The 23,844-nt window shown below is 73.2% G+C and carries 21 protein-coding genes; 8 read left to right on the forward strand and 13 right to left on the reverse strand.

The genetic code is table 11. The features are described from left to right. Nucleotides 1–69: 69 nt before the first annotated feature. From tal to pgl, 4 genes are all read left to right on the forward strand, one after another. Nucleotides 70–1,200, forward strand: coding sequence for a transaldolase (gene tal / locus CFLA_RS09800; RefSeq protein ID WP_013117164.1), 1,131 nt, complete (start codon nt 70–72; stop codon nt 1,198–1,200). Next, nucleotides 1,197–2,738, forward strand: coding sequence for a glucose-6-phosphate dehydrogenase (zwf, locus tag CFLA_RS09805; protein ID WP_013117165.1), 1,542 nt, complete (start codon nt 1,197–1,199; stop codon nt 2,736–2,738). The genes tal and zwf overlap by 4 nt, the downstream gene beginning before the upstream one ends. Then, on the forward strand, nt 2,735–3,652 hold the full coding sequence (locus CFLA_RS09810; protein ID WP_013117166.1) for a glucose-6-phosphate dehydrogenase assembly protein OpcA: 918 nt from the start codon (nt 2,735–2,737) through the stop codon (nt 3,650–3,652). The genes zwf and CFLA_RS09810 overlap by 4 nt, the downstream gene beginning before the upstream one ends. Nucleotides 3,653–3,727: 75 nt before the next feature. Further along, the gene (pgl, locus tag CFLA_RS21190) at nt 3,728–5,212 is read left to right on the forward strand and encodes a 6-phosphogluconolactonase (RefSeq protein ID WP_013117167.1); all 1,485 of its coding nucleotides are present in this window, start codon (nt 3,728–3,730) and stop codon (nt 5,210–5,212) included. 196 nt (nt 5,213–5,408) lie between these two features. On the opposite strand, the gene CFLA_RS09820 is transcribed toward pgl, so the two are convergent. The 9 genes from CFLA_RS09820 to uvrC all read right to left on the reverse strand — a co-directional run bounded on the left by CFLA_RS09820 (nt 5,409) and on the right by uvrC (nt 14,713). Continuing rightward, the gene (locus CFLA_RS09820; protein ID WP_013117168.1) at nt 5,409–5,756 is read right to left on the reverse strand and encodes an RNA polymerase-binding protein RbpA; all 348 of its coding nucleotides are present in this window, start codon (nt 5,754–5,756) and stop codon (nt 5,409–5,411) included. A gap of 13 nt (nt 5,757–5,769) precedes the next feature. Further along, nucleotides 5,770–6,015 (reverse strand): preprotein translocase subunit SecG, encoded by a 246-nt coding sequence (gene secG / locus CFLA_RS09825; RefSeq protein WP_013117169.1) that lies wholly within the window; start codon nt 6,013–6,015, stop codon nt 5,770–5,772. Between the two features lie 223 nt (nt 6,016–6,238). Then, entirely contained in the window at nt 6,239–7,033 is a 795-nt protein-coding gene (gene tpiA / locus CFLA_RS09830; protein WP_013117170.1) for a triose-phosphate isomerase, read from the reverse strand. Between the two features lie 3 nt (nt 7,034–7,036). Beyond that, a complete protein-coding gene (locus CFLA_RS09835) occupies nt 7,037–8,224 on the reverse strand; it encodes a phosphoglycerate kinase (protein WP_013117171.1) in 1,188 nt (395 codons plus the stop codon). A gap of 165 nt (nt 8,225–8,389) precedes the next feature. Next, nucleotides 8,390–9,394, reverse strand: a complete 1,005-nt coding sequence (gene gap, locus CFLA_RS09840; RefSeq protein ID WP_013117172.1) for a type I glyceraldehyde-3-phosphate dehydrogenase — start codon at nt 9,392–9,394, stop codon at nt 8,390–8,392. 252 nt (nt 9,395–9,646) lie between these two features. Next, nucleotides 9,647–10,627 carry a DNA-binding protein WhiA gene (gene whiA, locus CFLA_RS09845; protein WP_013117173.1) on the reverse strand — a complete coding sequence of 327 codons (981 nt, stop codon included), beginning with the start codon at nt 10,625–10,627 and terminating at the stop codon, nt 9,647–9,649. A 146-nt stretch (nt 10,628–10,773) separates the two neighbouring features. Next, nucleotides 10,774–11,766: a gluconeogenesis factor YvcK family protein gene (locus tag CFLA_RS09850; RefSeq protein WP_148234332.1), complete on the reverse strand. Its 993-nt coding sequence runs from the start codon at nt 11,764–11,766 to the stop codon at nt 10,774–10,776. Beyond that, the gene (gene rapZ / locus CFLA_RS09855) at nt 11,763–12,704 is read right to left on the reverse strand and encodes an RNase adapter RapZ (protein WP_013117175.1); all 942 of its coding nucleotides are present in this window, start codon (nt 12,702–12,704) and stop codon (nt 11,763–11,765) included. Before rapZ ends, CFLA_RS09850 begins: the two co-directional genes overlap by 4 nt. Beyond that, nucleotides 12,701–14,713: an excinuclease ABC subunit UvrC gene (gene uvrC, locus CFLA_RS09860; RefSeq protein WP_013117176.1), complete on the reverse strand. Its 2,013-nt coding sequence runs from the start codon at nt 14,711–14,713 to the stop codon at nt 12,701–12,703. The genes rapZ and uvrC overlap by 4 nt, the downstream gene beginning before the upstream one ends. A gap of 89 nt (nt 14,714–14,802) precedes the next feature. Here uvrC and CFLA_RS09865 point away from each other — a divergent pair, with 89 nt between their 5' ends. Next, nucleotides 14,803–15,312, forward strand: coding sequence for an OsmC family protein (locus CFLA_RS09865; protein WP_013117177.1), 510 nt, complete (start codon nt 14,803–14,805; stop codon nt 15,310–15,312). A gap of 80 nt (nt 15,313–15,392) precedes the next feature. Here CFLA_RS09865 and uvrA read toward each other — a convergent pair whose 3' ends face one another. After that, a complete protein-coding gene (gene uvrA, locus CFLA_RS09870) occupies nt 15,393–18,254 on the reverse strand; it encodes an excinuclease ABC subunit UvrA (RefSeq protein ID WP_043600427.1) in 2,862 nt (953 codons plus the stop codon). Between the two features lie 130 nt (nt 18,255–18,384). Between uvrA and CFLA_RS09875 the strand changes: the two genes are divergently transcribed. Then, nucleotides 18,385–20,262, forward strand: coding sequence for a glycoside hydrolase family 15 protein (locus tag CFLA_RS09875; protein ID WP_052302831.1), 1,878 nt, complete (start codon nt 18,385–18,387; stop codon nt 20,260–20,262). Between the two features lie 35 nt (nt 20,263–20,297). After that, complete coding sequence (locus CFLA_RS09880) at nt 20,298–21,014, forward strand: MBL fold metallo-hydrolase (RefSeq protein WP_013117180.1); 717 nt, start codon at nt 20,298–20,300, stop codon at nt 21,012–21,014. Nucleotides 21,015–21,017: 3 nt separating this feature from the next. On the opposite strand, the gene CFLA_RS09885 is transcribed toward CFLA_RS09880, so the two are convergent. Further along, nucleotides 21,018–22,181 carry an acyl-CoA dehydrogenase family protein gene (locus tag CFLA_RS09885; protein WP_013117181.1) on the reverse strand — a complete coding sequence of 388 codons (1,164 nt, stop codon included), beginning with the start codon at nt 22,179–22,181 and terminating at the stop codon, nt 21,018–21,020. 72 nt (nt 22,182–22,253) lie between these two features. Here CFLA_RS09885 and CFLA_RS09890 point away from each other — a divergent pair, with 72 nt between their 5' ends. Next, nucleotides 22,254–22,544 (forward strand): YciI family protein, encoded by a 291-nt coding sequence (locus CFLA_RS09890; protein ID WP_013117182.1) that lies wholly within the window; start codon nt 22,254–22,256, stop codon nt 22,542–22,544. 23 nt (nt 22,545–22,567) lie between these two features. Here CFLA_RS09890 and CFLA_RS21100 read toward each other — a convergent pair whose 3' ends face one another. Both CFLA_RS21100 and CFLA_RS09895 read right to left on the reverse strand, forming a co-directional pair. Then, nucleotides 22,568–22,690 (reverse strand): hypothetical protein, encoded by a 123-nt coding sequence (locus CFLA_RS21100; protein ID WP_013117183.1) that lies wholly within the window; start codon nt 22,688–22,690, stop codon nt 22,568–22,570. After that, nucleotides 22,687–23,745, reverse strand: a complete 1,059-nt coding sequence (locus CFLA_RS09895; RefSeq protein ID WP_013117184.1) for a TerC family protein — start codon at nt 23,743–23,745, stop codon at nt 22,687–22,689. The genes CFLA_RS21100 and CFLA_RS09895 overlap by 4 nt, the downstream gene beginning before the upstream one ends. Between the last annotated feature and the right edge of the window lie 99 nt (nt 23,746–23,844).

The raw sequence follows: 23,844 nt of genomic DNA on the forward strand, positions 1-23,844 counted from the left end.
GGCCGGTCCGCGGACCGGCCCCGTCACGTGCAGGACGCGGATGACCTCGTGGGACGAAGGGGAACGACCATGACCTCCAGCACCACCCCCCTGCAGCACCTGCGCGAGGCGGGCGTCGCCGTGTGGCTCGACGACCTCTCGCGGCAGCGGATCACCTCGGGCGGCCTGGCCGACCTCGTCGCGCGCGGCGTCGTCGGCGTGACCACCAACCCGACGATCTTCGCCTCGGCGCTCGCCTCGGGCGACGCCTACGACGCCCAGCTGCGGACGCTCGCGGCGCAGGGCGCGAGCGTCGAGGACGCGGTCCTGGCGCTCACGACGGACGACGTGCGCGACGCCTGCGACGTCCTGCGACCGGTGTACGACGCGACCGGCGGTGTCGACGGACGCGTGTCGATCGAGGTCGACCCGCGCCTGGCACGCGACACGGCCGCGACCACCGCGTCGGCACAGACCCTGTGGTCCCGCATCGACCGGCCCAACCTGTACGTCAAGATCCCGGCCACCGTCGAGGGACTGCCGGCGATCACTGCCGCGCTCGCGCAGGGCATCAGCGTCAACGTGACGCTGATCTTCTCGCTGCAGCGCTACCGGGCCGTGCTCGACGCGTTCGTGGACGGCCTGGAGCAGGCGCACGCCGCGGGCCGCGACCTCGCTCCGATCGGTTCCGTGGCGTCGTTCTTCGTCTCGCGCGTCGACGCCGCGATCGACCCGCGGCTCGACGAGCTCGGCACCGACGAGGCCGCCGCGCTGCGCGGCACCGCCGCGATCGCCAACGCCCGCCTCGCGTGGGGCGTCTACCAGGACGTCGTCACGAGCGAGCGCTGGCAGGCGCTCGCCGCCGCCGGTGCGCACCCGCAGCGGCCGCTGTGGGCGTCGACGGGCGTCAAGGACCCGGCCTACCCGGACACGAGGTACGTCGACGAGCTCGTGGTGGCCGGCACCGTCAACACCATGCCGGAGAAGACCCTCGAGGCCGTGGCGGACCACGGTGCCGTGCGTGGGGACACCGTCACGGGCACGCAGGACTCGTCCGCGGCGCTGCTGGACCGAATCGAGGCCGTCGGGATCTCGGTGGACGAGGTCACCGACCAGCTCGAGACCGAGGGCCTGGCCAAGTTCGAGGCCTCGTGGGCCGAGCTGCTGGGCACCGTCGAGACGGGGCTGGCCCGCGCCGGTGGCGGCGAGGGCGTCAGGTGACTCCCGCGAAGGTCGGCCCGCAGCAGAACCCGCTCCGCGACACCCGTGACCGCCGGCTGCCGCGCATCGCCGGACCGTGCGGCCTGGTGATCTTCGGTGTCACGGGGGACCTCGCGCGCAAGAAGCTCATGCCGGCGGTGTACGACCTCACCAACCGCGGTCTGCTGCCTCCGGGCTTCGCGCTGACGGGCTTCGCTCGCCGCGACTGGGAGACGCAGGACTTCGAGCAGGTCGTGCACGACTCGGTCAAGCAGTACGCGCGCACGCCGTTCCGCGAGGCGACGTGGCGCCAGCTCGCCGAGGGCATCCGCTTCGTGCAGGGCACGTTCGACGACGACGCGGCTTTCGACGAGCTGAGCCGGACCGTCGAGGAGCTCGACGTGACGCGCGGGACCGGCGGCAACCACGCGTTCTACCTCTCGGTGCCGCCGAGCTCCTTCCCTGTCGTCTGCGAGCAGCTCGCCCGCTCGGGGCTCTCGCAGCCCAAGGAGGGCACCTGGCGGCGTGTCGTCATCGAGAAGCCGTTCGGGCACGACCTGGAGTCGGCACGCGAGCTCAACGACATCGTGTCGCAGGTATTCCGGCCCGACGACATCTTCCGCATCGACCACTACCTGGGCAAGGAGACGGTCCAGAACATCCTGGCGCTGCGCTTCGCGAACCAGCTGTTCGAGCCGATCTGGAACGGCAACTACGTCGACCACGTGCAGATCACGATGGCCGAGGACATCGGCATCGGCGGCCGCGCCGGGTACTACGACGGCATCGGTGCCGCGCGCGACGTCATCCAGAACCACCTCCTGCAGCTCCTGGCCCTCACCGCCATGGAGGAGCCCGTCTCGTTCGACGCCGCCTCGCTGCGCGCCGAGAAGACCAAGGTGCTCTCGGCGGTGCGCCTGCCCCGCGACCTCGGTCGCCACACCGCACGCGGGCAGTACACGGCCGGGTGGCAGGGCGGCGAGAAGGTCGTCGGGTACGCCGACGAGGAGGGGTTCAACCCCGACTCCACGACCGAGACGTACGCCGCGGTCCGCGTCGACATCGACACGCGCCGCTGGGCCGGCGTGCCGTTCTACCTGCGCACGGGCAAGCGCCTGGGCCGGCGTGTCACCGAGATCGCCGTGGTCTTCAAGAAGGCCCCGCACCTGCCGTTCGAGGCCACCTCGGCGGAGGAGCTCGGCAAGAACGCCCTGGTCATCCGCGTGCAGCCCGACGAGGGCGTCACGCTGCGGTTCGGTGCGAAGGTGCCGGGCACCCAGATGGAGGTCCGCGACGTCACGATGGACTTCGGCTACGGGCACGCGTTCACCGAGTCCTCGCCCGAGGCGTACGAGCGCCTCATCCTCGACGTCCTGCTCGGCGACCCCCCGCTGTTCCCCCAGCACGAGGAGGTCGAGCTCTCCTGGAAGATCCTCGACCCCGTCACCGCCTACTGGGCCTCGAAGGGCAAGCCCGACGAGTACCGCGCGGGCACCTGGGGCCCCGCGTCGGCCGACGAGATGATGGCCCGCGACGGGCGTGCCTGGAGGCTGCCGTGATCATCGACCTGCCCGACACCACGACCCGGGCCATCAACCGACGCCTGGTCAAGGCACGCGACGAGGGCGGCGCGATCGCTCTCGGCCGGGTGCTCACGCTCATCATCGACGCCGACTCGCACGACCCCGAGGAGGCCATCGAGGCCGCCAACGCCGCGAGCCGCGAGCACCCGTGCCGCATCATCGTGCTCACCGAGCCCACGGGCGCACGCACGTCCAGCCTCGACGCGCAGATCCGCCTCGGTGGCGACGCCGGCGCCAGCGAGGTCGTCGTGCTGCGGATCTCGGGCGGCGTCACGCGCCACGTCGACACGCTCGTCATGCCGCTGCTGCTGCCGGACGCGCCGATCGTCGTGTGGTGGCCGTACGACGTGCCGTCGAACCCGTCGGAGCACCCGCTGGGCCAGATGGCCCAGCGCCGTATCACCGACACCACGACGTGCCAGCGCCCGGGCCGCGCACTGCGTGACCTCGCGCGCGTGTACACCGACGGGGACACGGACCTCGCGTGGACGCGGGCCACGCTGTGGCGCGGCCTCATCGCGGCGACGCTCGACCAGCCGCCGTTCGAGCCCGTGCAGCGCGCCGTCGTGACGGGCGAGAGCACGCACCCGTCGGTCGACCTCATGGCCGCCTGGCTCGCGCAGGCCCTGCGCTGCCCCGTCGAGATCGAGCGCGTCCCCGGCGCGCCCGCCATCACGCAGGTGCGGTTGCAGCGGGCGTCGGGCGACATCGTGCTGGACCGGCCCGACGGCAAGACGGCGTCGCTGCACCAGCCCGACCAGCCCGAGCACCGCATCGCGCTGCCGATCCGTCAGCTGCGGGAGTGCCTCGTCGAGGAGCTGCGCCGGCTCGACGCCGACGAGGTGTACGGCGAGGTGCTGCAGAAGGGCCTGGCCCGCATCGACGCGTGACCCCGGCCGGGCCCGGCAGGCGCCGGGCCCGGCCTTCCACGACGCCCGGCGGGGGCCGGGACCCGGAGGAGCAGCATGAGCACGCCCACGCCCGAGATCCTCGTCCACCCCGACGCCGACGTGCTGGCGGCCGCGACCGCGGCCCGGCTGCTGACGCGGCTGGTCGACCTGCAGTCCCACCGCTCACCGGTGCACGTCGTGCTCACCGGGGGCACCGTCGGGATCGCGACGCTGCGAGCGGTGGCCCAGTCGCCCGTCCGGGACGCCGTCGACTGGTCCGGGGTGCACCTGTGGTGGGGCGACGAGCGCTTCCTGCCCGACGGCGACCCCGACCGCAACGAGACGCAGGCACGTGCTGCACTCCTCGACGCGCTCGGTGAGGCGCTGCCCGCGGGCAACGTGCACCCCTTCCCGGCGCCGTGCGCCGACGTGCCCGACGGTGAGACGTCCGCGCGGCGCTATGCCGCCGAGCTGCGCGCGCACGCCGGCGGCGACGGCCTCGCACCCCGGTTCGACGTGCTGCTGCTCGGCATGGGGCCCGACGGGCACGTCGCGTCCCTCTTCCCCGGGCACGCCGCACTGTTCGAGGCGAGCTCCCTGGTCGCCGCCGAGCACGACTCCCCCAAGGCGCCGTCGGAGCGTGTGACGCTCACGTTCCCGGTGATCCGTTCCGCCCGCGAGGTCTGGGTGGTCGCGGCCGGTGCCGAGAAGGCACCGGCAGTGGCCCGCGCCCTCGCGGGCGACGACGTGCGCACGACCCCCGCCGCGGGCGCGACCGGCACCGGGCGCACCCTCTGGCTCGTCGACGTCGCGGCGGCAGCGCAGCTGCCGGGTGGTGGGCCGGGATCCGCGCCCGCCCCCGGCTCGTCCGAGGGCCTGCGTCCTCGGAGCGCATCGAGCGCCGAGCGCGCGTGGGCAGCGGTCGACGCCTTCGTCGCCCCGCTCGTGGACGAGCCCCAGACCGCCCGCGACGTCCAGGCCGCGGCGTCGGACGCCGGACTCCCGGACATCGCCGTCAGCGCTGCCCAGGGGCGGCTCCTCGAGCTGCTCGCCCGTTCCGTGGGAGCACGCCGCATCCTGGAGATCGGCACGCTCGGCGGGTACAGCACATGGTGGCTCGCCCAGTCGCTGCCGACGGACGGCCGGGTCGTGTCGCTCGAGCTCGAGCCGGACCACGCGGCGGTCGCCTCGGCCTCCCTCGCGGCCACGGGACTGGGCGACCGCGTCGAGGTGCTCGTCGGCCCCGCGCTCGCGTCGCTCGACGCCCTGGTCGCGGCGGGCAGCGAACCGTTCGACCTCGTCTTCGTCGACGCCGACAAGCAGCAGCTCGCGGCGTACACCGACCGCGCGATCACGCTGTCGCGTCCCGGGGCGCTCGTCATGGTCGACAACGTCGTGCGCGGCGGCGCCGTCACCGACGCGGACCACCCGGACGACCGCGTCCAGGGCGTCCGCACGTTCCTCGCGGCGGCCGCGGCCGACGAGCGTGTCGACGGCACGGTCGTGCAGACCGTGGGCGAGAAGGGCTACGACGGGTTCGCGCTGCTGCGCGTGCGCTGACGTCGCACACAGCTCGACGCGCACGCAGGCAGCGGCACCCGGCTCCCGCGCGTGCTCCCTGCCGCGACGAGAGCGGCGCCGCCACCCCGGAGGTGGCGGCGCCGTGCTGTGTCTCGTCGTCGGGCCACCGGCGCGCGGGCCCCGTGCGGCGGGCGACCCGCGTGCCCCTCAGCCCCTGCAGACGTGGCGTGCGTGCTCAGCGGCCGCGACGGGCGCGGAGCGCTGCGAGGGCCTCGTCGAGGATGGCCGCGCCGTCCTCCTCGCTGCGACGCTCCTTCACGTACGCGAGGTGCGTCTTGTACGGCTCGTTCTTCACAGGCGCCGGCGGCGCCTCCGGGTCCTGTCCCGCGGGGAAGCCGCAGCGCGGGCAGTCCCATGTGGCGGGCGCCTCCTCGGCGGCCTCCTCCGCGAAGCTCGGCCGCGTCTCGTGGCCGTTCGCGCACCAGTAGGAGATCCACACGCGAGGGGCCGCGTCGCCGCGCTCCGCCTCACCCATCGGGCCGGCCCCGACGCGCGACCCCCTGATCGCACTCCCGCTCGCCATGGCCAGGTCCCCCCTACTCCGAGAACTTCTCGATCAGACCGAGGAGGACGATCATCACCGTCCACACCAGGGCGACGCTCACGGTGATGCGGTTGAGGTTGCGCTCGGCCACACCGGACGACCCGGCGCCGGCGGTGATACCGCCTCCGAACATGTCCGACAGGCCGCCGCCCTTGCCCTTGTGCAGCAGCACCAGCGGGACGAGCAGCAGGCTGGCCAGGACCAGCAGCACCTGGAGGGTGATACGCAGGGCAGTCACGTCGGTGGGGTTCCTCACTCGGGCGGTTCGGTGCAGCGGTGCGCCGGGCCGGGATCGGCGTCGGTGCGTGTCGTGCCGGGTGCGGGCCGTGCCGGCGAAGCGCCGTCGTGGTGGCCGCGGTACAGGGTAGGCGACACAGGGTGGTGCATTCCACCACCCCGGGTCCCGTGGCTCCGGCGCCGTCGGGCCGGCCGCGTCGGCGGCGGCCGGCCCGACGGACGCGTCAGGCGACGGTGTGCGCCTGGTAGCGCGCGATCTTCGCGAACTCCTCGGGGTCGAGGCTCGCGCCGCCGACGAGGGCACCGTCGACGTCCGGCTTGTCCATGATCGACGCGACGTTCGACGACTTCACCGAGCCGCCGTAGAGCACGCGCACGGCGTCGGCGGTGGCCTGGTCGTACAGCTCGGCGACCTTGACGCGGATCGCGGCGCAGAGCTCCTGCGCGTCCTCGGGCGTCGCGGTCTTGCCGGTGCCGATCGCCCACACGGGCTCGTAGGCGATGACGAGACCGGCGACCTGCTCGGCCGTCAGGTCCGCCAGCGCACCCTCGACCTGCGCGAGCGTGTGCGGGACGTGCTCGCCGGCCTCGCGGACCTCGAGAGGCTCACCGACGCAGACGATCGGCACGAGGCCCGCACCGAGCGCGGACGTCGTCTTGGCGTTGACGACCGCGTCGTCCTCGGCGTGGTACTGCCGACGCTCGGAGTGCCCGACGGCGACGTACGTGACGCCGAGCTTGGCGAGGAACAGCGGCGAGATCTCGCCGGTGTACGCGCCGGACTCGTGCGCCGACACGTCCTGGGCGCCGTAGACCAGCTCGAGCTTGTCCGCGTCCACGAGCGTCTGCACGCTGCGCAGGTCGGTGAACGGCACGAGCACGGCGACCTCGACGGCTGCGTAGTCGTGCTTGGCGTCCTTGAGCGTCCACGCGAGCTTCTGCACGGTGTGCGTCGCCTGGTGGTGGTCGAGGTTCATCTTCCAGTTGCCCGCCATGAGCGGGGTGCGCGTGTTCGCCACGTGTCAGTCCTCCAGGACCGCGATGCCGGGGAGGGTCTTGCCCTCGAGGAGCTCCAGCGACGCGCCGCCGCCGGTGGAGATGTGGCCGAAGCCGGCCTCGTCGAAGCCGAGCAGCCGCACGGCCGCGGCGGAGTCGCCGCCACCGACGATCGAGAAGCCCTCGGTGTCGACGAGCGCCTGCGCGACGGCCTTGGTGCCCTCGGCGTAGGCGGGACGCTCGAAGACGCCCATGGGGCCGTTCCACGCGATGGTCCTCGCGCCGAGGATCGCCTCGGCGAACAGCGCGGCGGACCTCGGGCCGATGTCCAGGCCCATCGTGCCGGCGGGGATCGCGTCCACCGCGACGACCTCGAAGTCGTCCGAGCCGAACTCCGGGGCGACCAGCGTGTCGACGGGCAGGACGATCTCGACGCCGGACTCCTGCGCCTGCGCGAGGTAGCCCTTGACGGTCTCGACCTGGTCCTCCTCGAGGAGCGAGGAGCCGACCTCGTGCCCCTGGGCCTTGAGGAAGGTGAACATCATGCCGCCGCCGATGAGCAGCTTGTCGGCCTTCGTGAGGAGGTTGCCGATGACGCCGAGCTTGTCGGAGACCTTCGCACCGCCGAGCACGACGACGTAGGGACGCTCCGGGTCCTCGACCGCCTTGCGCAGGGCCTCGACCTCGGCGAGGACGAGCGTGCCCGCGGCGTGCGGCAGGCGCTGCGCGACGTCGTAGACCGACGCCTGCTTGCGGTGCACGACGCCGAAGCCGTCGGACACGAACGCGTCCGCGAGAGCCGCGAGCTCGTCGGCGAGCGCGCCGCGCTCCGCGTCGTCCTTGCTGGTCTCACGCGCGTCGAACCGCACGTTCTCGAGCAGGGCGACCTGCCCGTCCTGCAGCGCGGCGACGGTGGCCTTCGCGGAATCGCCCACGAGGTCGTCGGCGAGCGCGACCTCCCGGCCGAGCAGCTCGCCGAGACGCGCGGCGACGGGGGCGAGCGAGTACTTGGCCTCCGGGGCGCCCTTCGGGCGACCGAGGTGGGCGGTGACGACGACGCGCGCGCCCTGGTCCAGCAGCGCCTCGAGCGTCGGCAGCGCCGCGCGGATGCGGCCGTCGTCGGTGATCGTCGTGCCGTCGAGCGGCACGTTGAAGTCGGAGCGGACGAGCACACGCTTGCCGCGCAGGTCGCCCAGGTCCTCGATGGTCTTCATGCTTCTGTCTCCCTGCCTGCCGCCGGGGGTCGGCGGCCGTGGTCTGACGCCGCACGGCGGGGCGCGGCGGTCGCGTGCCCGGGGCCGGACACGGCAGCGTCCGCGTGCGCCCGGCCGGAGGGCCGGCGCGCACGCGGACGCAAGGGACTGCCTAGCGGTGGGACGTCAGAGACGGGCGCCCACGTACTCGGTGAGCTTGACGAGGCTCGAGCTGTAGCCCCACTCGTTGTCGTACCAGGCGACGATCTTGACCTGGTCGCCGATCACCTTGGTGAGCTTCGCGTCGAAGATGCTCTGGTGCGGGTCGGTGACGATGTCCGAGGAGACGATGTCGTCCTCGGTGTACTTCAGCGTGCCCTTCATCGCACCCTCCGCGGCGGCCTTGACCGCAGCGTTGACCTCGTCGACCGTGACCTCGCGCGAGGCGGTGAACGTGAGGTCCGTGGCCGAACCGGTGATCGTCGGCACACGCAGCGCGAAGCCGTCGAGCTTGCCCTTGAGCTCGGGCAGGACGAGCGCGACGGCCTTGGCCGCGCCGGTCGTCGTCGGGACGATGTTCTGCGCGGCGGCGCGGGCGCGACGCAGGTCGCGGTGCGGGCCGTCCTGCAGGTTCTGGTCACCCGTGTAGGCGTGGATCGTGGTCATGAGGCCACGCTCGATGCCGATCGCGTCGTTGAGCGCCTTGGCCACGGGGGCGAGGCAGTTCGTGGTGCACGAGGCGTTCGAGATGATGTGGTGCGCAGCCGCGTCGTAGTCCGTGTGGTTCACACCGACGACGAACGTCGCGTCCTCGTTCTTCGCCGGGGCGGAGATGATGACCTTCTTGGCACCGGCGTCGATGTGCGCCTTGGCCTTGGTCGCGTCCGTGAAGAAGCCCGTGGACTCGATGACGATGTCCGCGCCGAGCTCGCCCCAGGGCAGGTCGGCCGGGTTGCGCTCGGCCAGGGCCCGGATCTTCTTGCCGTCGACGATGATGTTCTCGTCGTCGTAGTCCACGGTGAGCGGGAAGCGGCCCAGGACCGTGTCGTACTTCAGCAGGTGCGCCAGGGTGTGGTTGTCCGTGAGGTCGTTGACACCGACGATCTCGATGTCGGCGCCCGAGGCGATGATGGCGCGGTAGAAGTTCCGCCCGATGCGGCCGAAGCCGTTGATGCCGACCTTGATGGTCACTTGCCCTCCTCGGCACGCGCCGATCCCATGCCGGCGCACACAGTTGGTGTTCGGGTCACGCACGCCGCTGTGCGTTCCGGCCGCCGCCGACCAGCCACCGCCGGGATGTGCCCAGCGCGTTGCGTCGTCGTTGCGATCGGATGACCCGAGCCTATACCCCGCGGCGAGGGCGTCGGCCAAGACGAAGGTCCGGCCCGGACCTGCGTTCGCATGCTGGACCACGCGGGCGCGCCGACGACGGGCGCCCCGGTGTCAGAGGTCCAGCAGGTCGGGGCTGAGCCCCGCCTCGGTGTCGGGGATCCCGAGCTCGGCGGCTCGGCGGTCGGCCGTCGCGAGGAGCCGCCGGATCCGCCCGGCGACCGCGTCCTTCGTCAGCGGCGGGTCGGCCAGCTTGCCCAGCTCCTCGAGCGAGGCCTCCTTGTGCGCGAGCCGGAGCTCGCCGGCCTGCCGCAGGTGCTCGGGCAGGTCGTCCGCCAGGATCTCGAACGCCCGCTCGACGCGGGCGCCGGCGGCGACGGCGGCGCGCGCCGAGCGGCGCAGGTTCGCGTCGTCGAAGTTCGCGAGCCGGTTCGCGGTGCCCCGGACCTCGCGCCGGACGCGCCGCTCCTCCCAGACGAGCACGGCGTCGTGCGCGCCGAGCCGCGTGAGCATGACGCCGATCGCGTCACCGTCGCGGATGACGACGCGGTCCACACCGCGCACGTCGCGCGCCTTGGCCGCGACGCCGAGGCGCCGTGCGGCGCCGACGAGCGCGAGCGCCGCCTCCGGACCGGGACAGGTCACCTCGAGCGCGGACGACCGGCCCGGCTCGGTGAGCGAGCCGTGCGCGAGGAACGCGCCGCGCCACGCCGCCTCCGCCTCGCCGATCCCCGCGGAGACGACCTGCGGCGGCAGACCCCGCACCGGCCTGCCGCGGTTGTCGAGCAGACCCGTCTGGCGCGCCAACGACTCCCCGTCCTTGACGACGCGGACGACGTAGCGGCTCCCCCGGCGCAGCCCCCCGCCGGAGACCACGATGATGTCGCTCTCGTGCCCGTAGATCTCGGTGATCGCCTGGCGCAGGCGCCGGGCGGCGATGCCGGTGTCGAGCTCCGCCTCGATGACGATGCGCCCCGAGATGATGTGCAGGCCGCCCGCGAACCGCAGCGTGGCCGAGATCTCCGCCTTGCGGCAGGACGTCTTGTCCACCTTCAGCCGGGCGAGCTCGTCCTTCACCTGTGCTGTCAGCGCCATGGCGTCATCCTGCCACTGCCACCACCCTGGTCGTGACCGGTCCGTGACCCGGGAGGGCACCGCTCACCCGGAAGGTTCCCTCCGTGACTGACGGACCTACGCTTTCCCGAGGGGCGGGGTGCCGCACGTCGTCCCGGGAGGTGCCCTCACCGCCCGGTCGGCGTCCCGACGTCCCCCAGGTAGCCCTCGACCACGTCGCGCAGGGCGGCCGCGAGCCGCAGGGGGTCGTGCACCGCGCTCCGCCCGCCCCGTCGCACCTGGCGCACGAGCAGGCGCGCACCCGTCGCGCTGCACAGCTCGGCGAGCTCTCCGACGTCCTCGACCGACGCGGGGTCCGCCACGACCGCGTGGATGCGCAGCTCCGGGGCGTGCGCACGCAGCACCTCCAGGTGGTCGACCGCCCGCATGCCGGCGGTCTCGTCGTCCGGGGTGAGGTTCAGCGTCACCACCACACGCGCGGTGGTGGTCACCAGCGCCCCGCGCAGCTCGGGCACGAGCAGGTGCGGCAGGACCGACGAGTACCAGGAGCCCGGCCCCAGCACGACCCAGTCGGCGTCGCGGATCGCGGCCACCGCCTCGGGGCACGCGGGCGGGTCCGCGGGACGCAGCCGCAGCTGCTCGATCCGGTGCGGGGTCAGCGCCACCTGCGTCTGCCCCCGCACCACCTCCCGGGTGCCGTCGGCCGTGCGCACGTCCGCCTCGATGCGCAGCGGCACCGACGCCATGGGGAGCACGCGCCCCCGCGCACCCAGCAGCCGGCCGACGAGGTCCAGACCTTCGACGGTGTCCCCCAGCAGCTCCCACAGGGCCACGATGAGCAGGTTGCCGACCGAGTGCCGGTCGAGCGGACCGTCGGTCGAGAATCGGTGCTGCAGCAGGTCGCGCCAGGTACGGCCCCACTCCGAGTCGTCGCACAGCGCCGACAGCGCCATCCGCAGGTCCCCGGGCGGCAGCACGTCCATCTCGTCGCGCAGTCGGCCCGAGGACCCCCCGTCGTCGGCGACGGTGACGACAGCCGTGATGCGGTCCGTCATGAGGCGCAGCGCCGACAGGGACGCCGCCAGCCCGTGCCCGCCGCCCAGGGCGACGACCGCCGGGCGGTTCGGGTCACCGAACCGGCCCACCGCCGCCGTGCTCACTCCTTGCCCAGGTCCCGCGCCGTGACCTGCACCCGGTGCCCCCGCTCGCGCAGGCGGGCGCCGATCGCCTCGCTGATCGCGACGGAGCGGTGCTTGCCGCCCGTGCACCCCACCGCGATCGTGGCGTACCGCTTCTCCTCGTGCAGGTAGCCGGCGAGCACCGGCTCGAGCGCGTCGACGTAGCGCTCGACGAACGTCACGGCCCCGGGCAGGCCCAGCACGTACTCACGGACGGGGGCGTCCCTGCCGGACAGGTGCCGCAGCTCGGTGATCCAGTAGGGGTTCGCGAGGAAGCGGACGTCGACGACGTGGTCGGCGTCGAGCGGGATGCCGTACTTGAACCCGAACGACAGCACCGACAGGTGCAGGACGTCGTCACCCGGCCCGGAGACGCCCGCGCGCACGACGCGGGCGAGGTCGTGCACGTTGAGCTCCGAGGTGTCGATGACGGTGTCCGCCCGTTCGCGCAGGTCCGAGAGCAGGCTGCGCTCGTGCCCGATGCCGTCGAGGATCCGACCGTCACCCTGCAGCGGGTGAGGGCAGCGCACCTGCTCGAACCGCCGCACGAGGACCTCGTCGGACGCGTCGAGGAACAGCAGGCGCAGCTCGACCCCGGTGCCCTGCAGGTGGTCGAGCACACCCGTGAGGGCGGCGAAGTACTCGCGACCGCGCACGTCGATCACCACGGCCAGCCGCCGGGCGCCGGTTCCGACCGGACCGCTCGTGAGCATGCCCACGAGGTGCGTCAGCATCTGCGCGGGCAGGTTGTCGACGACGTACCAGCCGAGGTCCTCGAGCACCGCCGCTGCACGCGTGCGCCCGGCTCCCGACATCCCGGTGATGACGAGCACCTGGGGCTGCTCGAGGACGGGCGCCCCCGTGGCCGCCTCCAGGGCGGGGATGCCCGCCGGGACCGTGGTCGGCGAGGGCTCGCTCATGCCCCCAGGATGCCAGGCTCCTGCGCGGGCGTGTCACCGGACCCGCCGGGCGTCGCGGGCGGTACCGCCAGCGCCGCGACGACCGCCTCGGCCGTGCGTGCTCCCATGCCCGGGATCGTCGCGATCTCCTCCGCGGTCGCCGCACGCAGCCTCTTGACGGAGCCGAAGTGCCGCAGCAGCGCCGCCTTGCGGGCCGGGCCGAGGCCGGGCACGTCGTCGAGCACGGAGGCGGTCATGCCCTTGCTGCGCCGCTTGCGATGCGCGGTGATCGCGAAGCGGTGGGCCTCGTCGCGCACACGCTGCAGCAGGTAGAGCCCCTCGGAGGCGCGCCGCAGGATGACGGGGTACTCCTCCCCCGGCAGCCAGACCTCCTCGAGCCGCTTGGCGAGCCCGCACAGGGCGACGTCGTCGATGCCGAGCTCGGCCAGCGCGGCGGCCGCCGCCGCGACCTGCGGGGGGCCGCCGTCGACGACGACGAGGTTCGGCGGGTAGGCGAAGCGCGCGGGCCGACCCGTGCGCTCGTCCACGGGCCCCGTGCGCGGTGCGTCGTCCTCCTCCGCGTCGCCCAGCTCGGGGTCGTGCGAGTCGGCACGTTCGGCGAGGTAGCGCCGGAAGCGTCGCGTGATGACCTCGTGCATCGCCGCGGTGTCGTCGCGAGCACCCTGCCCCTCGGGGCCGCGCACGGTGAACAGCCGGTACTCGCTCTTGCGCGCCAGACCGTCCTCGAAGACGACCATCGAGGCCGACTGGTACGTGCCCTGGTTGTGGGAGACGTCGTAGCACTCGATCCGCAGCGGGGCGCTCGGCAGGTCGAGGGCCTCCTGGATCTCCCGCAGCGCCATGCTGCGGCTGGTGAGGTCACCGGCGCGGCGGGTGCGGTGCAGCGCGAGCGCGTGCTCGGCGTTGCGCAGCACGGTCGCGGCGAGCTCGCGCTTGTCGCCGCGCTGCGGGACGCGCACCTGGACGCGGCTGCCGCGCAGGCCGGTCAGCCATGCCTGCACCTGCTCCACGTCGGGCGGCAGCACCGGCACCAGGACCTCGCGCGGCACCGAGGCGGTCGCGGCCTCGGGGTCCTCGGCGCCGTAGACCTGCTGCAGCAGGTGCTCGACGAGCTCGGCGTCGTCGAGATCCTCGACCTTCTCGACGACCCAGCCGCGCTGGCCCCGGATGCGCCCGTCGCGGACGTGGAACACCTGGACGGCGGCCTCGAGCTCGTCCCCGGCCAGGGCGAACACGTCGGCGTCGGTGCCGTCCGAGAGCACGACGGCGTTGCGCTCCGTCGCCTTCTCGAGGGTGCGGACGTCGTCGCGCAGTCGGGCCGCACGCTCGTAGTCCATCTCGGCGGCAGCGTCCTTCATCGCCCTGGTCAGGCGCCGCGTGAATCGGCCGGTGTCCCCCGCCATGAAGTCGCAGAAGTCCTGCGCGAGCTGGTGGTGCTCCTCGATGCCGATGCGTCCCACGCACGGCGCCGAGCACTTGTCGATGTACCCGAGGAGACACGGGCGGCCCTGCTGGCGCGCACGCCGGAACACCCCGGCGGAGCACGTGCGCACCGGGAACACGCGCAGCAGCAGGTCCACGGTCTCGCGGATGGCCCACGCGTGGGCGTACGGGCCGAAGTACCGCGTGCCGCGCCGCTTGGCCCCGCGCATCACCTGGACGCGCGGGACCTCGTCGGCCATGGTCACCGCGAGGTAGGGGTAGGACTTGTCGTCGCGGTACTTGACGTTGAACCGCGGGTCGAACTCCTTGATCCACGAGTACTCGAGCGCGAGGGCCTCGACCTCCGTGCCGACGACCGTCCACTGGACGGCGGCGGCCGTCGTCACCATCTGCTGCGTCCGCGGGTGCAGGTTGGCGAGATCCTGGAAGTAGCTGTTGAGCCGGTTGCGCAGGCTCTTGGCCTTGCCGACGTAGACCACGCGGCCGTGCTCGTCACGGAAGCGGTAGACGCCCGGGGCGTCCGGGATCTCCCCCGGGGCGGGACGGTAGGTCGCGGGATCGGCCATGCGTCCGAGCCTAAGTCCGTGCACCGACAGGCCCGCGCCGTGGGCGCGTGCACCGGCGCGGACGTGACCGGCGCCACTAGGGTCGGGTCATGGCACAGCTGCTGCACCAGTTCTCGGTGGACCTCACGTGGACGGGGGCACGCGACGTCGGCACGGCGACGTACACGTCGTACGGGCGCGACCACGTCCTGACGGCGGGTGACCGGCCGCCGTTGCCCGGCACGTCCGACCCGGGGTTCCGCGGCGACCCCGACCGCTGGTCGCCCGAGGACCTCCTGGTCGGGGCGCTGTCGCAGTGCCACATGCTGTGGTTCCTGCACCTGGCGGCGACGACCGGCGTCGTGGTGGTGGGCTACGAGGACGCAGCCTCGGGCACCGTGCGCATCGAGGGGGCCGGCCACGGCCAGTTCACCGAGGTCGTGCTGCGGCCGCGCGTCACCGTCCGCAACGCCACCCTCGCGGACGGGCGCCCGGTCGACGACGCGCTGCTGGCCGACGTGCACCACCGCGCCCACGAGCACTGCTTCATCGCGCGGTCGGTGAACTTCGCCGTGCGGCACGAGCCCACGCCCGTGCTCCTGGAGCGGCCCACGGTGTGACCGGTGCCCCCAGCACCGCGACGACGCGGCCTACCCCGCGTCAGGCCGCTCGACGGCTCTCGGGCACCCGCCGACGCGTGTCAGGCGGGCACCTCGACCCGCGCCGGGCCGAAGGCCTCGGCGAGGAAACGGCCCGTGTGGCTCTCCGGCACGGTGGCGACGTGCTCGGGGGTCCCTTCCGCAACCACGGTGCCACCCCCGGAGCCGCCCTCCGGGCCCATGTCGATGACCCAGTCGGCGTTCCTGATCACGTCGAGGTTGTGCTCGATCACCAGCACGCTGTTGCCCTTGTCGACCAGCGACTGCAGGACGCCGAGCAGCTTGCGGATGTCCTCGAAGTGCAGGCCCGTCGTCGGCTCGTCGAGCACGTAGATCGTGCGGCCCGTGGAGCGGCGCTGCAGCTCTGAGGCGAGCTTGACGCGCTGCGCCTCGCCGCCGGACAGCGTCGGCGCCGGCTGACCGAGCCGCACGTAGCCGAGGCCGACGTCGACGAGAGTACGCAGGTGACGCGCGATCGCCGGGACCGCGGCGAAGAACTCGGCGGCCTCCTCGATCGGCATCGCCAGCACGTCCGCCACGGTCCTGCCCTTGAAGTGCACCTCGAGCGTCTCACGGTTGTACCGCGCCCCGTGGCACACCTCGCACGGCACGTAGACGTCCGGCAGGAAGTTCATCTCGATCTTCAGCGTGCCGTCCCCGGAGCATGCCTCGCAGCGCCCACCCTTGACGTTGAACGAGAAGCGCCCGGGCGTGTAGCCGCGCACCTTCGCCTCGGTGGTCTCGGCGAACAGCTTGCGCACGTGGTCCCACACGCCGGTGTACGTGGCGGGGTTCGACCGCGGCGTGCGCCCGATGGGTCCCTGGTCGACGTGGACCACCTTGTCGAGCTGCTCGAGCCCGGTGACCCGGCGGTGCCGCCCCGCGACCTGGCGGGCACCGTTGAGCTCGTTGGCCATGACCGTGTAGAGGATCGAGTTGACGAGGGTCGACTTGCCGGACCCGGACACGCCGGTCACCGCGGTGAGCACGCCCAGCGGGAACGACACGTCGATGCCGCGCAGGTTGTTCTCACGCGCGCCGACGACCGTGACCTGCCGCGACCGGTCGACGGGGCGCCGCTGCGCGGGCATCGGGATCGTGCGACGCCCCGACAGGTAGGCGCCGGTCACGGACTCCGCCGACGCCAGCAGACCGTCGAGGTCGCCCGAGTGGACGACGCGGCCACCGTGCTCGCCCGCTCCCGGACCGATGTCGACGATCCAGTCGGCCGTGCGGATCGTGTCCTCGTCGTGCTCGACGACGATGAGCGTGTTCCCGAGGTCGCGCAGCCGGGTGAGGGTGTCGATGAGCCGCCGGTTGTCGCGCTGGTGCAGCCCGATGGACGGCTCGTCGAGCACGTACAGGACGCCGACCAGCCCGGAGCCGATCTGCGTGGCGAGCCGGATGCGCTGCGCCTCACCTCCGGACAGCGTCCCTGCGGGCCGCATCAGCGAGAGGTAGTCGAGCCCCACGTCCAGGAGGAAGCCGAGCCGGGCTTGGATCTCCTTGACGACCTGCGCCGCGATCGCCCGCTCGCGCTCGCCCAGCTCGAGACCGTCGATGAAGGCGCGAGCCTCGTCGATCGGCAGCGCGCAGACGTCGGCGATCGAGTACCCGCCGACCTTCACCGCGAGCACCTCGGGCTTGAGACGCGTGCCCTCGCACGTCGGGCACGGGACCTCACGCATGAAGGCCTCGTACTTCTCCTTGCTCCAATCGGAGTCCGTCTCGGCGTGGCGGCGCTGCAGGAACGTGATGACGCCCTCGAAGCCGGTGGAGTACTGGCGTTCCCGGCCCCAGCGGTTGCGGTACCGCACGTGCACCTCGTGGTTCTGCCCGTGCAGCACGGCGTCGCGCGCACGCTTCGGCAGCGCACGCCACGGGGTGTCCATGGAGAAGCCCAGGTCGGCCGCGAGCGCGGTGAGGACCCGCTGGAAGTACTCGGACGACGTCTGCGCCCACGGGGCGACCGCGCCCTGCGACAACGACAGCTCGTCGTCGGGGATCACGAGCTCCGGGTCCACCTCGAGACGCGATCCGAGACCCGTGCACTCGGGGCACGCGCCGTACGGGGCGTTGAAGGAGAAGGTCCGCGGCTCCACCTCCTCGAGCGTGAGGACGTGGTCGTTGGGGCAGGCGCGCTTCTCGGAGAACCTCCGCTCGCGCTGCGGGTCGTCCGCGTCCGCGTCGACGAGCTCGACGACCAGCAGGCCGCCGGCCAGCCCGAGCGCGGTCTCGACCGAGTCGGTCAGGCGCCGCTGCACGCCCTCGCGCGACACGAGCCGGTCGACGACGACCTCGATGTCGTGCTTGAGCTTCTTCTCCAGCGTCGGCGGCGACGCGAGCTGCACGACCTCGCCGTCGACGCGCGCCCGCGAGAAGCCCTTGCCCTGCAGCTCGCGGAACAGGTCGGTGTACTCCCCCTTGCGGCCGCGCACGACCGGCGCGAGCACCTGGTAGCGGGTGCCCTCCGGCAGCTCGAGCAGCCGGTCGACGATCTGCTGCGGTGTCTGCGCCGTGACGCGCTCGCCGCACACCGGGCAGTGCTGCGTGCCGGCACGCGCGAAGAGCAGGCGCAGGTAGTCGTACACCTCGGTGATCGTGCCCACGGTCGAACGCGGGTTGCGGTTGGTGGACTTCTGGTCGATCGAGACGGCCGGCGACAGTCCCTCGATGAAGTCGACGTCGGGCTTGTCCATCTGCCCGAGGAACTGCCGCGCGTACGCCGACAGCGACTCGACGTAGCGGCGCTGGCCCTCGGCGAAGATCGTGTCGAAGGCGAGCGACGACTTGCCGGAGCCGGACAGGCCGGTGAACGCGATGAGCGCGTCACGCGGCAGGTCCAGGTCGACGTTGCGGAGGTTGTGCTCCCGCGCGCCGCGGACCACGAGACGGTCGGACAGAGGAAGGCTCACGGTCGACGAGTCTACGTGCGGGGTCCGACAGTCGCACACGTGTTCGACGTGACCTCCGTCGCCCTGCCGACGGCGCCCGGACGCGCACGCACCGCGGCCGCGCGGCATGCTGGGGCCGATGGACGCCCCGACGCCCTGCCCGCCGGCCGGCGCGCTGCTCGCGCACCAGGTGCCGATCGAGGACTACGCCGTGCTGGGTGACGGCCACACCGCCGCGCTCGTCTCGCGACGGGGCTCGGTCGACTGGCTGTGCCTGCCACGGTTCGACTCCGACGCGTGCTTCGCCGCGCTGCTCGGCACGCCGCGCCACGGTCGCTGGCTGCTCACGGTCCCCGACGCGACGGACGTGACGCGGCACTACCGCGGCGACTCGTTCGTGCTGGAGACGACGTACCGTGCGCCGCGGGGTGAGGCGCTCGTGACCGAGGCGATGCCGCTCGGCGACGGGCGTGCCGACCTCGTGCGGCGCATCGAGTGCACGCACGGCGAGGTCGACGTCGAGCACGAGTGGGTCGTGCGGCTCGGCTACGGTGCCGTCGAGCCGTGGGTCCGGCGGGAGCAGGACGCCGACGGGCACGAGGCGATCCGGGCGATCGCCGGGCCCGACTCCCTCGTGCTGCGCGGCGACAGGCTCCCGGAAGCCGTCGACCACCGGCACCGGGACCGGTTCACGCTCCGGGCGGGCCAGGCCGTGGAGCTCTCGCTGACGTGGGTGCACTCGTGGCAGCCCACGCCGTCACGGCTCACCGTGCCGGACCGCGTCGACGCGACCGCCGTCGCGTGGGGGCTGTGGGCGCGCGGCTGCACGTACGACGGGCCGCACCGCGAGGCCGTGGTGCGGTCGCTGCTCGTCCTGCGTCTGCTGACGGACCTCACCACGGGGGGCATCGTCGCGGCCGTCACCACGTCGCTGCCCGAGACGTTCGGCGGCGAGCGCAACTGGGACTACCGCTACTGCTGGCTGCGCGACGCCGCGCTCACGCTCGAGGCACTCGTCGAGCAGGGCTTCCGCCAGGAGGCGACGCAGTGGCGCGCGTGGCTCGAGCGCGCCGTCGCGGGTGACCCGCGGGACCTGCAGATCATGTACCGGCTCGACGGCGGACGACGGCTGCCGGAGGTCCTGCTCGAGCACCTGCCGGGGTACGCCGGGTCCCGCCCCGTGCGGGTCGGCAACCTCGCGGCGGGTCAGGTCCAGCACGACGTGCTCGGCGAGGTGATGTCCGCGCTCGCCGCGGCGCGCGACGCCGGTCTGCCCGAGACGGAGGGCTCGTGGGCGCTGCAGTGCCGGCTCGTCGACGACCTCGCCGCGTCGTGGCGCACCCCCGACCGGGGCATCTGGGAGATCCGCGGCGAGCCCCAGCACTTCACGCACTCGAAGGTCATGGCGTGGGCCGCGCTGGACCGGGCGGTGTCCGGCGTCGAGCGGCACGGCCTGCCCGGCCCCGTCGAGCGGTGGCGCCGTGTGCGCGAGGAGATCCGTGCGGACGTCATGGCGCACGGGTGGTCACCCGAGCGGAGCACGTTCGTCCAGCACTACGGCGCGGAGCACACCGACGCGTCGCTGCTCCAGCTGGTGCAGGTCGGCTTCGTGCCGGCGGACGGGCCGCACGCGCTTGGCACCCTCGCAGCGGTGCGCGACGAGCTCGAGGTGGCGCCGGGCCTGCTGCTGCGCTACCGCACCGACCGCACGGACGACGGGCTGGCCGGTGCGGAGGCACCGTTCCTCGCGTGCTCGTTCTGGCTCGCCGACGCGCTCGCACGCGCGGGCGAGGTGGACGAGGCGAGCCGCGTGCTCGACGTGCTCGTCCCGCTGGCGAACGATGTCGGGCTGCTCGCCGAGCAGTACGACCCGTACGCAGGGCGCATGGTCGGCAACGTCCCGCAGGCGCTGTCGCACCTCGCCCTCGTGCGGGCCGCGCACAGCCACGCGCGCGCCGTGCGGCCGGCGTCGGGGACCGGCCCCGACGGCGGCCGGGCGGCGGCCGTGGCACGCTGACGTCGCAGGGACGCGACGGCGACGGGGGTGCGGCGGTGGACGCGGAGCGGTACACGGGCCACGTGGAGCCCGGCGGCAGCACGGCGGTCCGGGTGCTCGACGACGCGGAGGTCCGCAAGGTGTCGGTCGGCCCGATGGACAACGCCGCGTACCTCGTGACGTGCCGCCGTTCCGGCGCCCAGGTGCTCGTCGACGCCCCCGCCGACCCCGACCGGCTCCTCGCGCTGCTGCGGGAGGGCAGCGCGACGGCCCGGCTCGACCTCGTGGTGGTCACCCACCGGCACCGCGACCACCTGGGGGCCCTCGCGTCGGTCGTCGCGGTCACGGGCGCCGCGGTCGCGGCGGGCGCCGACGACGCGGACGCGGTCGCGACCGCGAGCGACCACCCGGTCGACCGCCGGCTGCGGCACGGCGACGTGCTGACCGTCGGACACCTCCGGCTCGACGTCGTCGCGCTGCGCGGCCACACACCCGGGTCCGTCGCGCTCGCGCTGACCGAGCCCTCGGGCACCGCGGGCCCCGACGCCGCCCCAGGACGCGTGCACCTCTTCACGGGGGACTCGCTGTTCCCCGGTGGTGTCGGGAACACCGACCGTGACCCGCAGCGGTTCGCCCAGCTGCTCGGCGACGTCACCGAGCGCGTCTTCGCCCGCTACGGGGACGACACCTGGGTCTACCCCGGGCACGGGGACGACACCACGCTCGGCATCGAGCGCCCGGCTCTGCCTGCGTGGGCCGCGCGGGGCTGGTGACCCTCAGCCCTCGACGGGGCCGAGCACGGAGGTCGCGAGCGTGGCGTGCGCCGACTCGTCGTCCGAGGGGTGGTAGATGCCCGCGAGCACGTCACGGTAGAGCCGCGCGAGCTCGCTGCCGGTGAAGTACGCGCCCCCGCCGGACACCCGCAGCGCGAGGTCCACGACGACCCGTGCCGTCTCCGTCGCGCGGACCTTGAGCCCCACGAGCTGGGCGAACCAGCGGGCGCCGTGGTCGGCCTGCTCGTCGACGTCCCGCGCGAGGGCGAACACCTGCAGCTCGGCGCCGTCCTGGGCGAGCGCCGCGTCGGCGACCCGCCAGCGGATGTCCGGGTCCTGCGCGTACGGGCGCCCGTCGTGCTTGAACGACGTGCGTCGCCGGGCGTGCGCGACGCCGAGCTCGAGCGCGCGGCGGCCGATCCCCGTGTACACCGCGGCGAGCAGGGTCTCGAAGACGGCGAACAGCGCGAACACGAACGGGTCCGCCGACGGGCCGGGCGGGAGCCGCCGGTAGACACGGTCGGCGGGTGCGTACGCGCCGTCGAGCACGGTCGTCGCGGACTGCGTGGCCCGCATGCCGAGCGTGTCCCAGTCGTCGCGGGCCTCGACGCCGCCGTCCGCGCGCGCGACGACGCCGTGCACCAGACGCGGGTCGTCCGGGTCGGAGTCGTCGAGGCCGAACGTCGCCAGACGCGTCCAGACCGGCGACAGCGACGTGAAGATCTTCGTGCCGTGGTAGCGGTAGCCGCCGTCGGGCTGCGGCACGGCCCGCGTGCGGGAACCGAACATCACGAGGTCGTTGCCGGCCTCGGAGTTGCCGAACGCGAACACCTCGCCGGCCGCCGCGTCGCGCAGCACGAACTCGACCGAGTCGTCGCCCCGCGCCGAGAGCAGCGCGGCGAGCCCGGTGACGACGAGGTGCATGTTGACCGCGAGCGCGGTGGCAGGTGCGGCGCCTGCGAGCCGCACCTGCTCGCGCGCGACCTCCTCGAGCGTCAGCCCGGCCCCGCCCAGCCGCTGCGGGACGAACGCCGTCAGGTAGCCCGCCGCGGTGAGCTCCGCGAGGTCGTCGTGCGGGAACGTGTTCTCGCGGTCGTGCGTCTCGGCGCGCTCGTGGACACGCGCGAGCAGGTCGTCGGTGAGCAGGGTGCGCAGCTGCCGGGTCATCCCGCCACTCTGCCACCGCGCCGGGCGTGGACCGGTGCGCCGTCGCGCACCGCGCTCGGGCAGGATGGCCGCATGAGCATCTTCGCCGTCCGCTACACCTACGACGAGCGGTCCGAGGTCCGCGACGCCGTGCGGCCCGAGCACCGCGCCTGGCTCGCCGGACAGGCCGAGGCCGGCGTCCTGCTGGGCTCGGGTCCGTTCACCGAGGGCGCCCCGGGAGCTCTGCTGGTGCTGCGGGGCGACGACGAGGACGCGGTGCGCGCCGTCCTGGCCCAGGACCCGTTCGCGCGCGAGGGCCTCGTCGCCGACACCGAGGTGCGCACATGGGAGGTCGTCCTCGGGCCCTGGGCGGCGACCGTCTGACGTGACGTCGGGACGGCCGACGCTCAGCGCGGGCTGTCGAGCACGCCGCCGGTCGCCGTCGGCCGCGCCGCTGCGGCGACGTGGCGCGCGTGCAGGAGGCTCGCGCGGGTCGCGGTGGCGAGCGAGACCGGCAGCTCGTGTGTCACGCGCGGTCGTCCGTCGCCCCGTCGTGGCCCGCCGGGGGCAGCACGCCGGGCGTGGCGGCACGCGCCGTGCCGAGCGCGTCGGCGCGGGCGTCACGCCGGGTGCGGCGCAGCGACAGCACGGTGGTGAGCGCGAGGGTGAGGACGATGAACGCCAGGGAGACCCACGTGTTGATCTCCGGGATCGCGGTGACGTGCTCGCCGCCGTTGATGAACGGCACCTCGTTGGTGTGCAGCGCGTGGATGACGAGCTTGATCCCGATGAACCCGAGGATCGCGCCGAGCCCGTAGGCGAGGTAGACCAGCTTGTCGAGCAGCCCGTCGATGAGGAAGAACAGCTGCCGCAGGCCGAGCAGCGAGAACGCGTTCGCCGTGAAGACGAGGTAGGTCTCCTGCGTGAGGCCGAAGATCGCGGGGATCGAGTCGACCGCGAAGATGATGTCGGCGGTGCCGATGGCGATCATCACGATGAGCATCGGCGTCAGCAGGCGCCTGCCGTCCCGGCGGACCACCATCTTGTCGCCGACGTAGTCGTCGGTGGTCGGGAAGACGCGTCGCGTCCAGCGCAGCACCGCGTTCTCGTGGTACTCGTCCTCGGCTTCGCTCCCGGCCTTGACCTGCGTCCACGCGGTGTAGAGCAGGAACAGCCCGAAGATGTAGAAGATCCACGACAGGTTCTCGATCATCGCGGCGCCGATGAAGATGAACACCGTCCGCAGCACGAGCGCGATGGTGATGCCGATGAGCAGCACCTTCTGCTGGTAGAGCCGCGGCACGCGGAAGCTCGCCATGATGAGCACGAAGACGAAGAGGTTGTCGACCGACAGGCTCTTCTCGGTCACGTAGCCCGCGAAGTACTCGGCGCCGTAGGTCGAGCCCCACACGGCCCACACGAGCACACCGAACACGAGCGCGACGCCCACGTAGCCGATCGACCACGCCGCCGACTCCCGCAACGTGGGCTCGTGCGGCGAGCGCACGTGCCCGACGTAGTCGACGGCGAGCATCACGAGGATGACGCCGACCGTGACGGCCCACACCCACACAGGAACATCCATGAACAGACCTCCGGAACGTACGACTGATGACCGGAGGTCTCTTCCGCCAGCACAGCTCGCACCTGGCGAGATCCTGCGCGCGGCCGACGGCACCGGGCC

This window comes from Cellulomonas flavigena DSM 20109, assembly GCF_000092865.1.
Taxonomy (GTDB): domain Bacteria; phylum Actinomycetota; class Actinomycetes; order Actinomycetales; family Cellulomonadaceae; genus Cellulomonas; species Cellulomonas flavigena.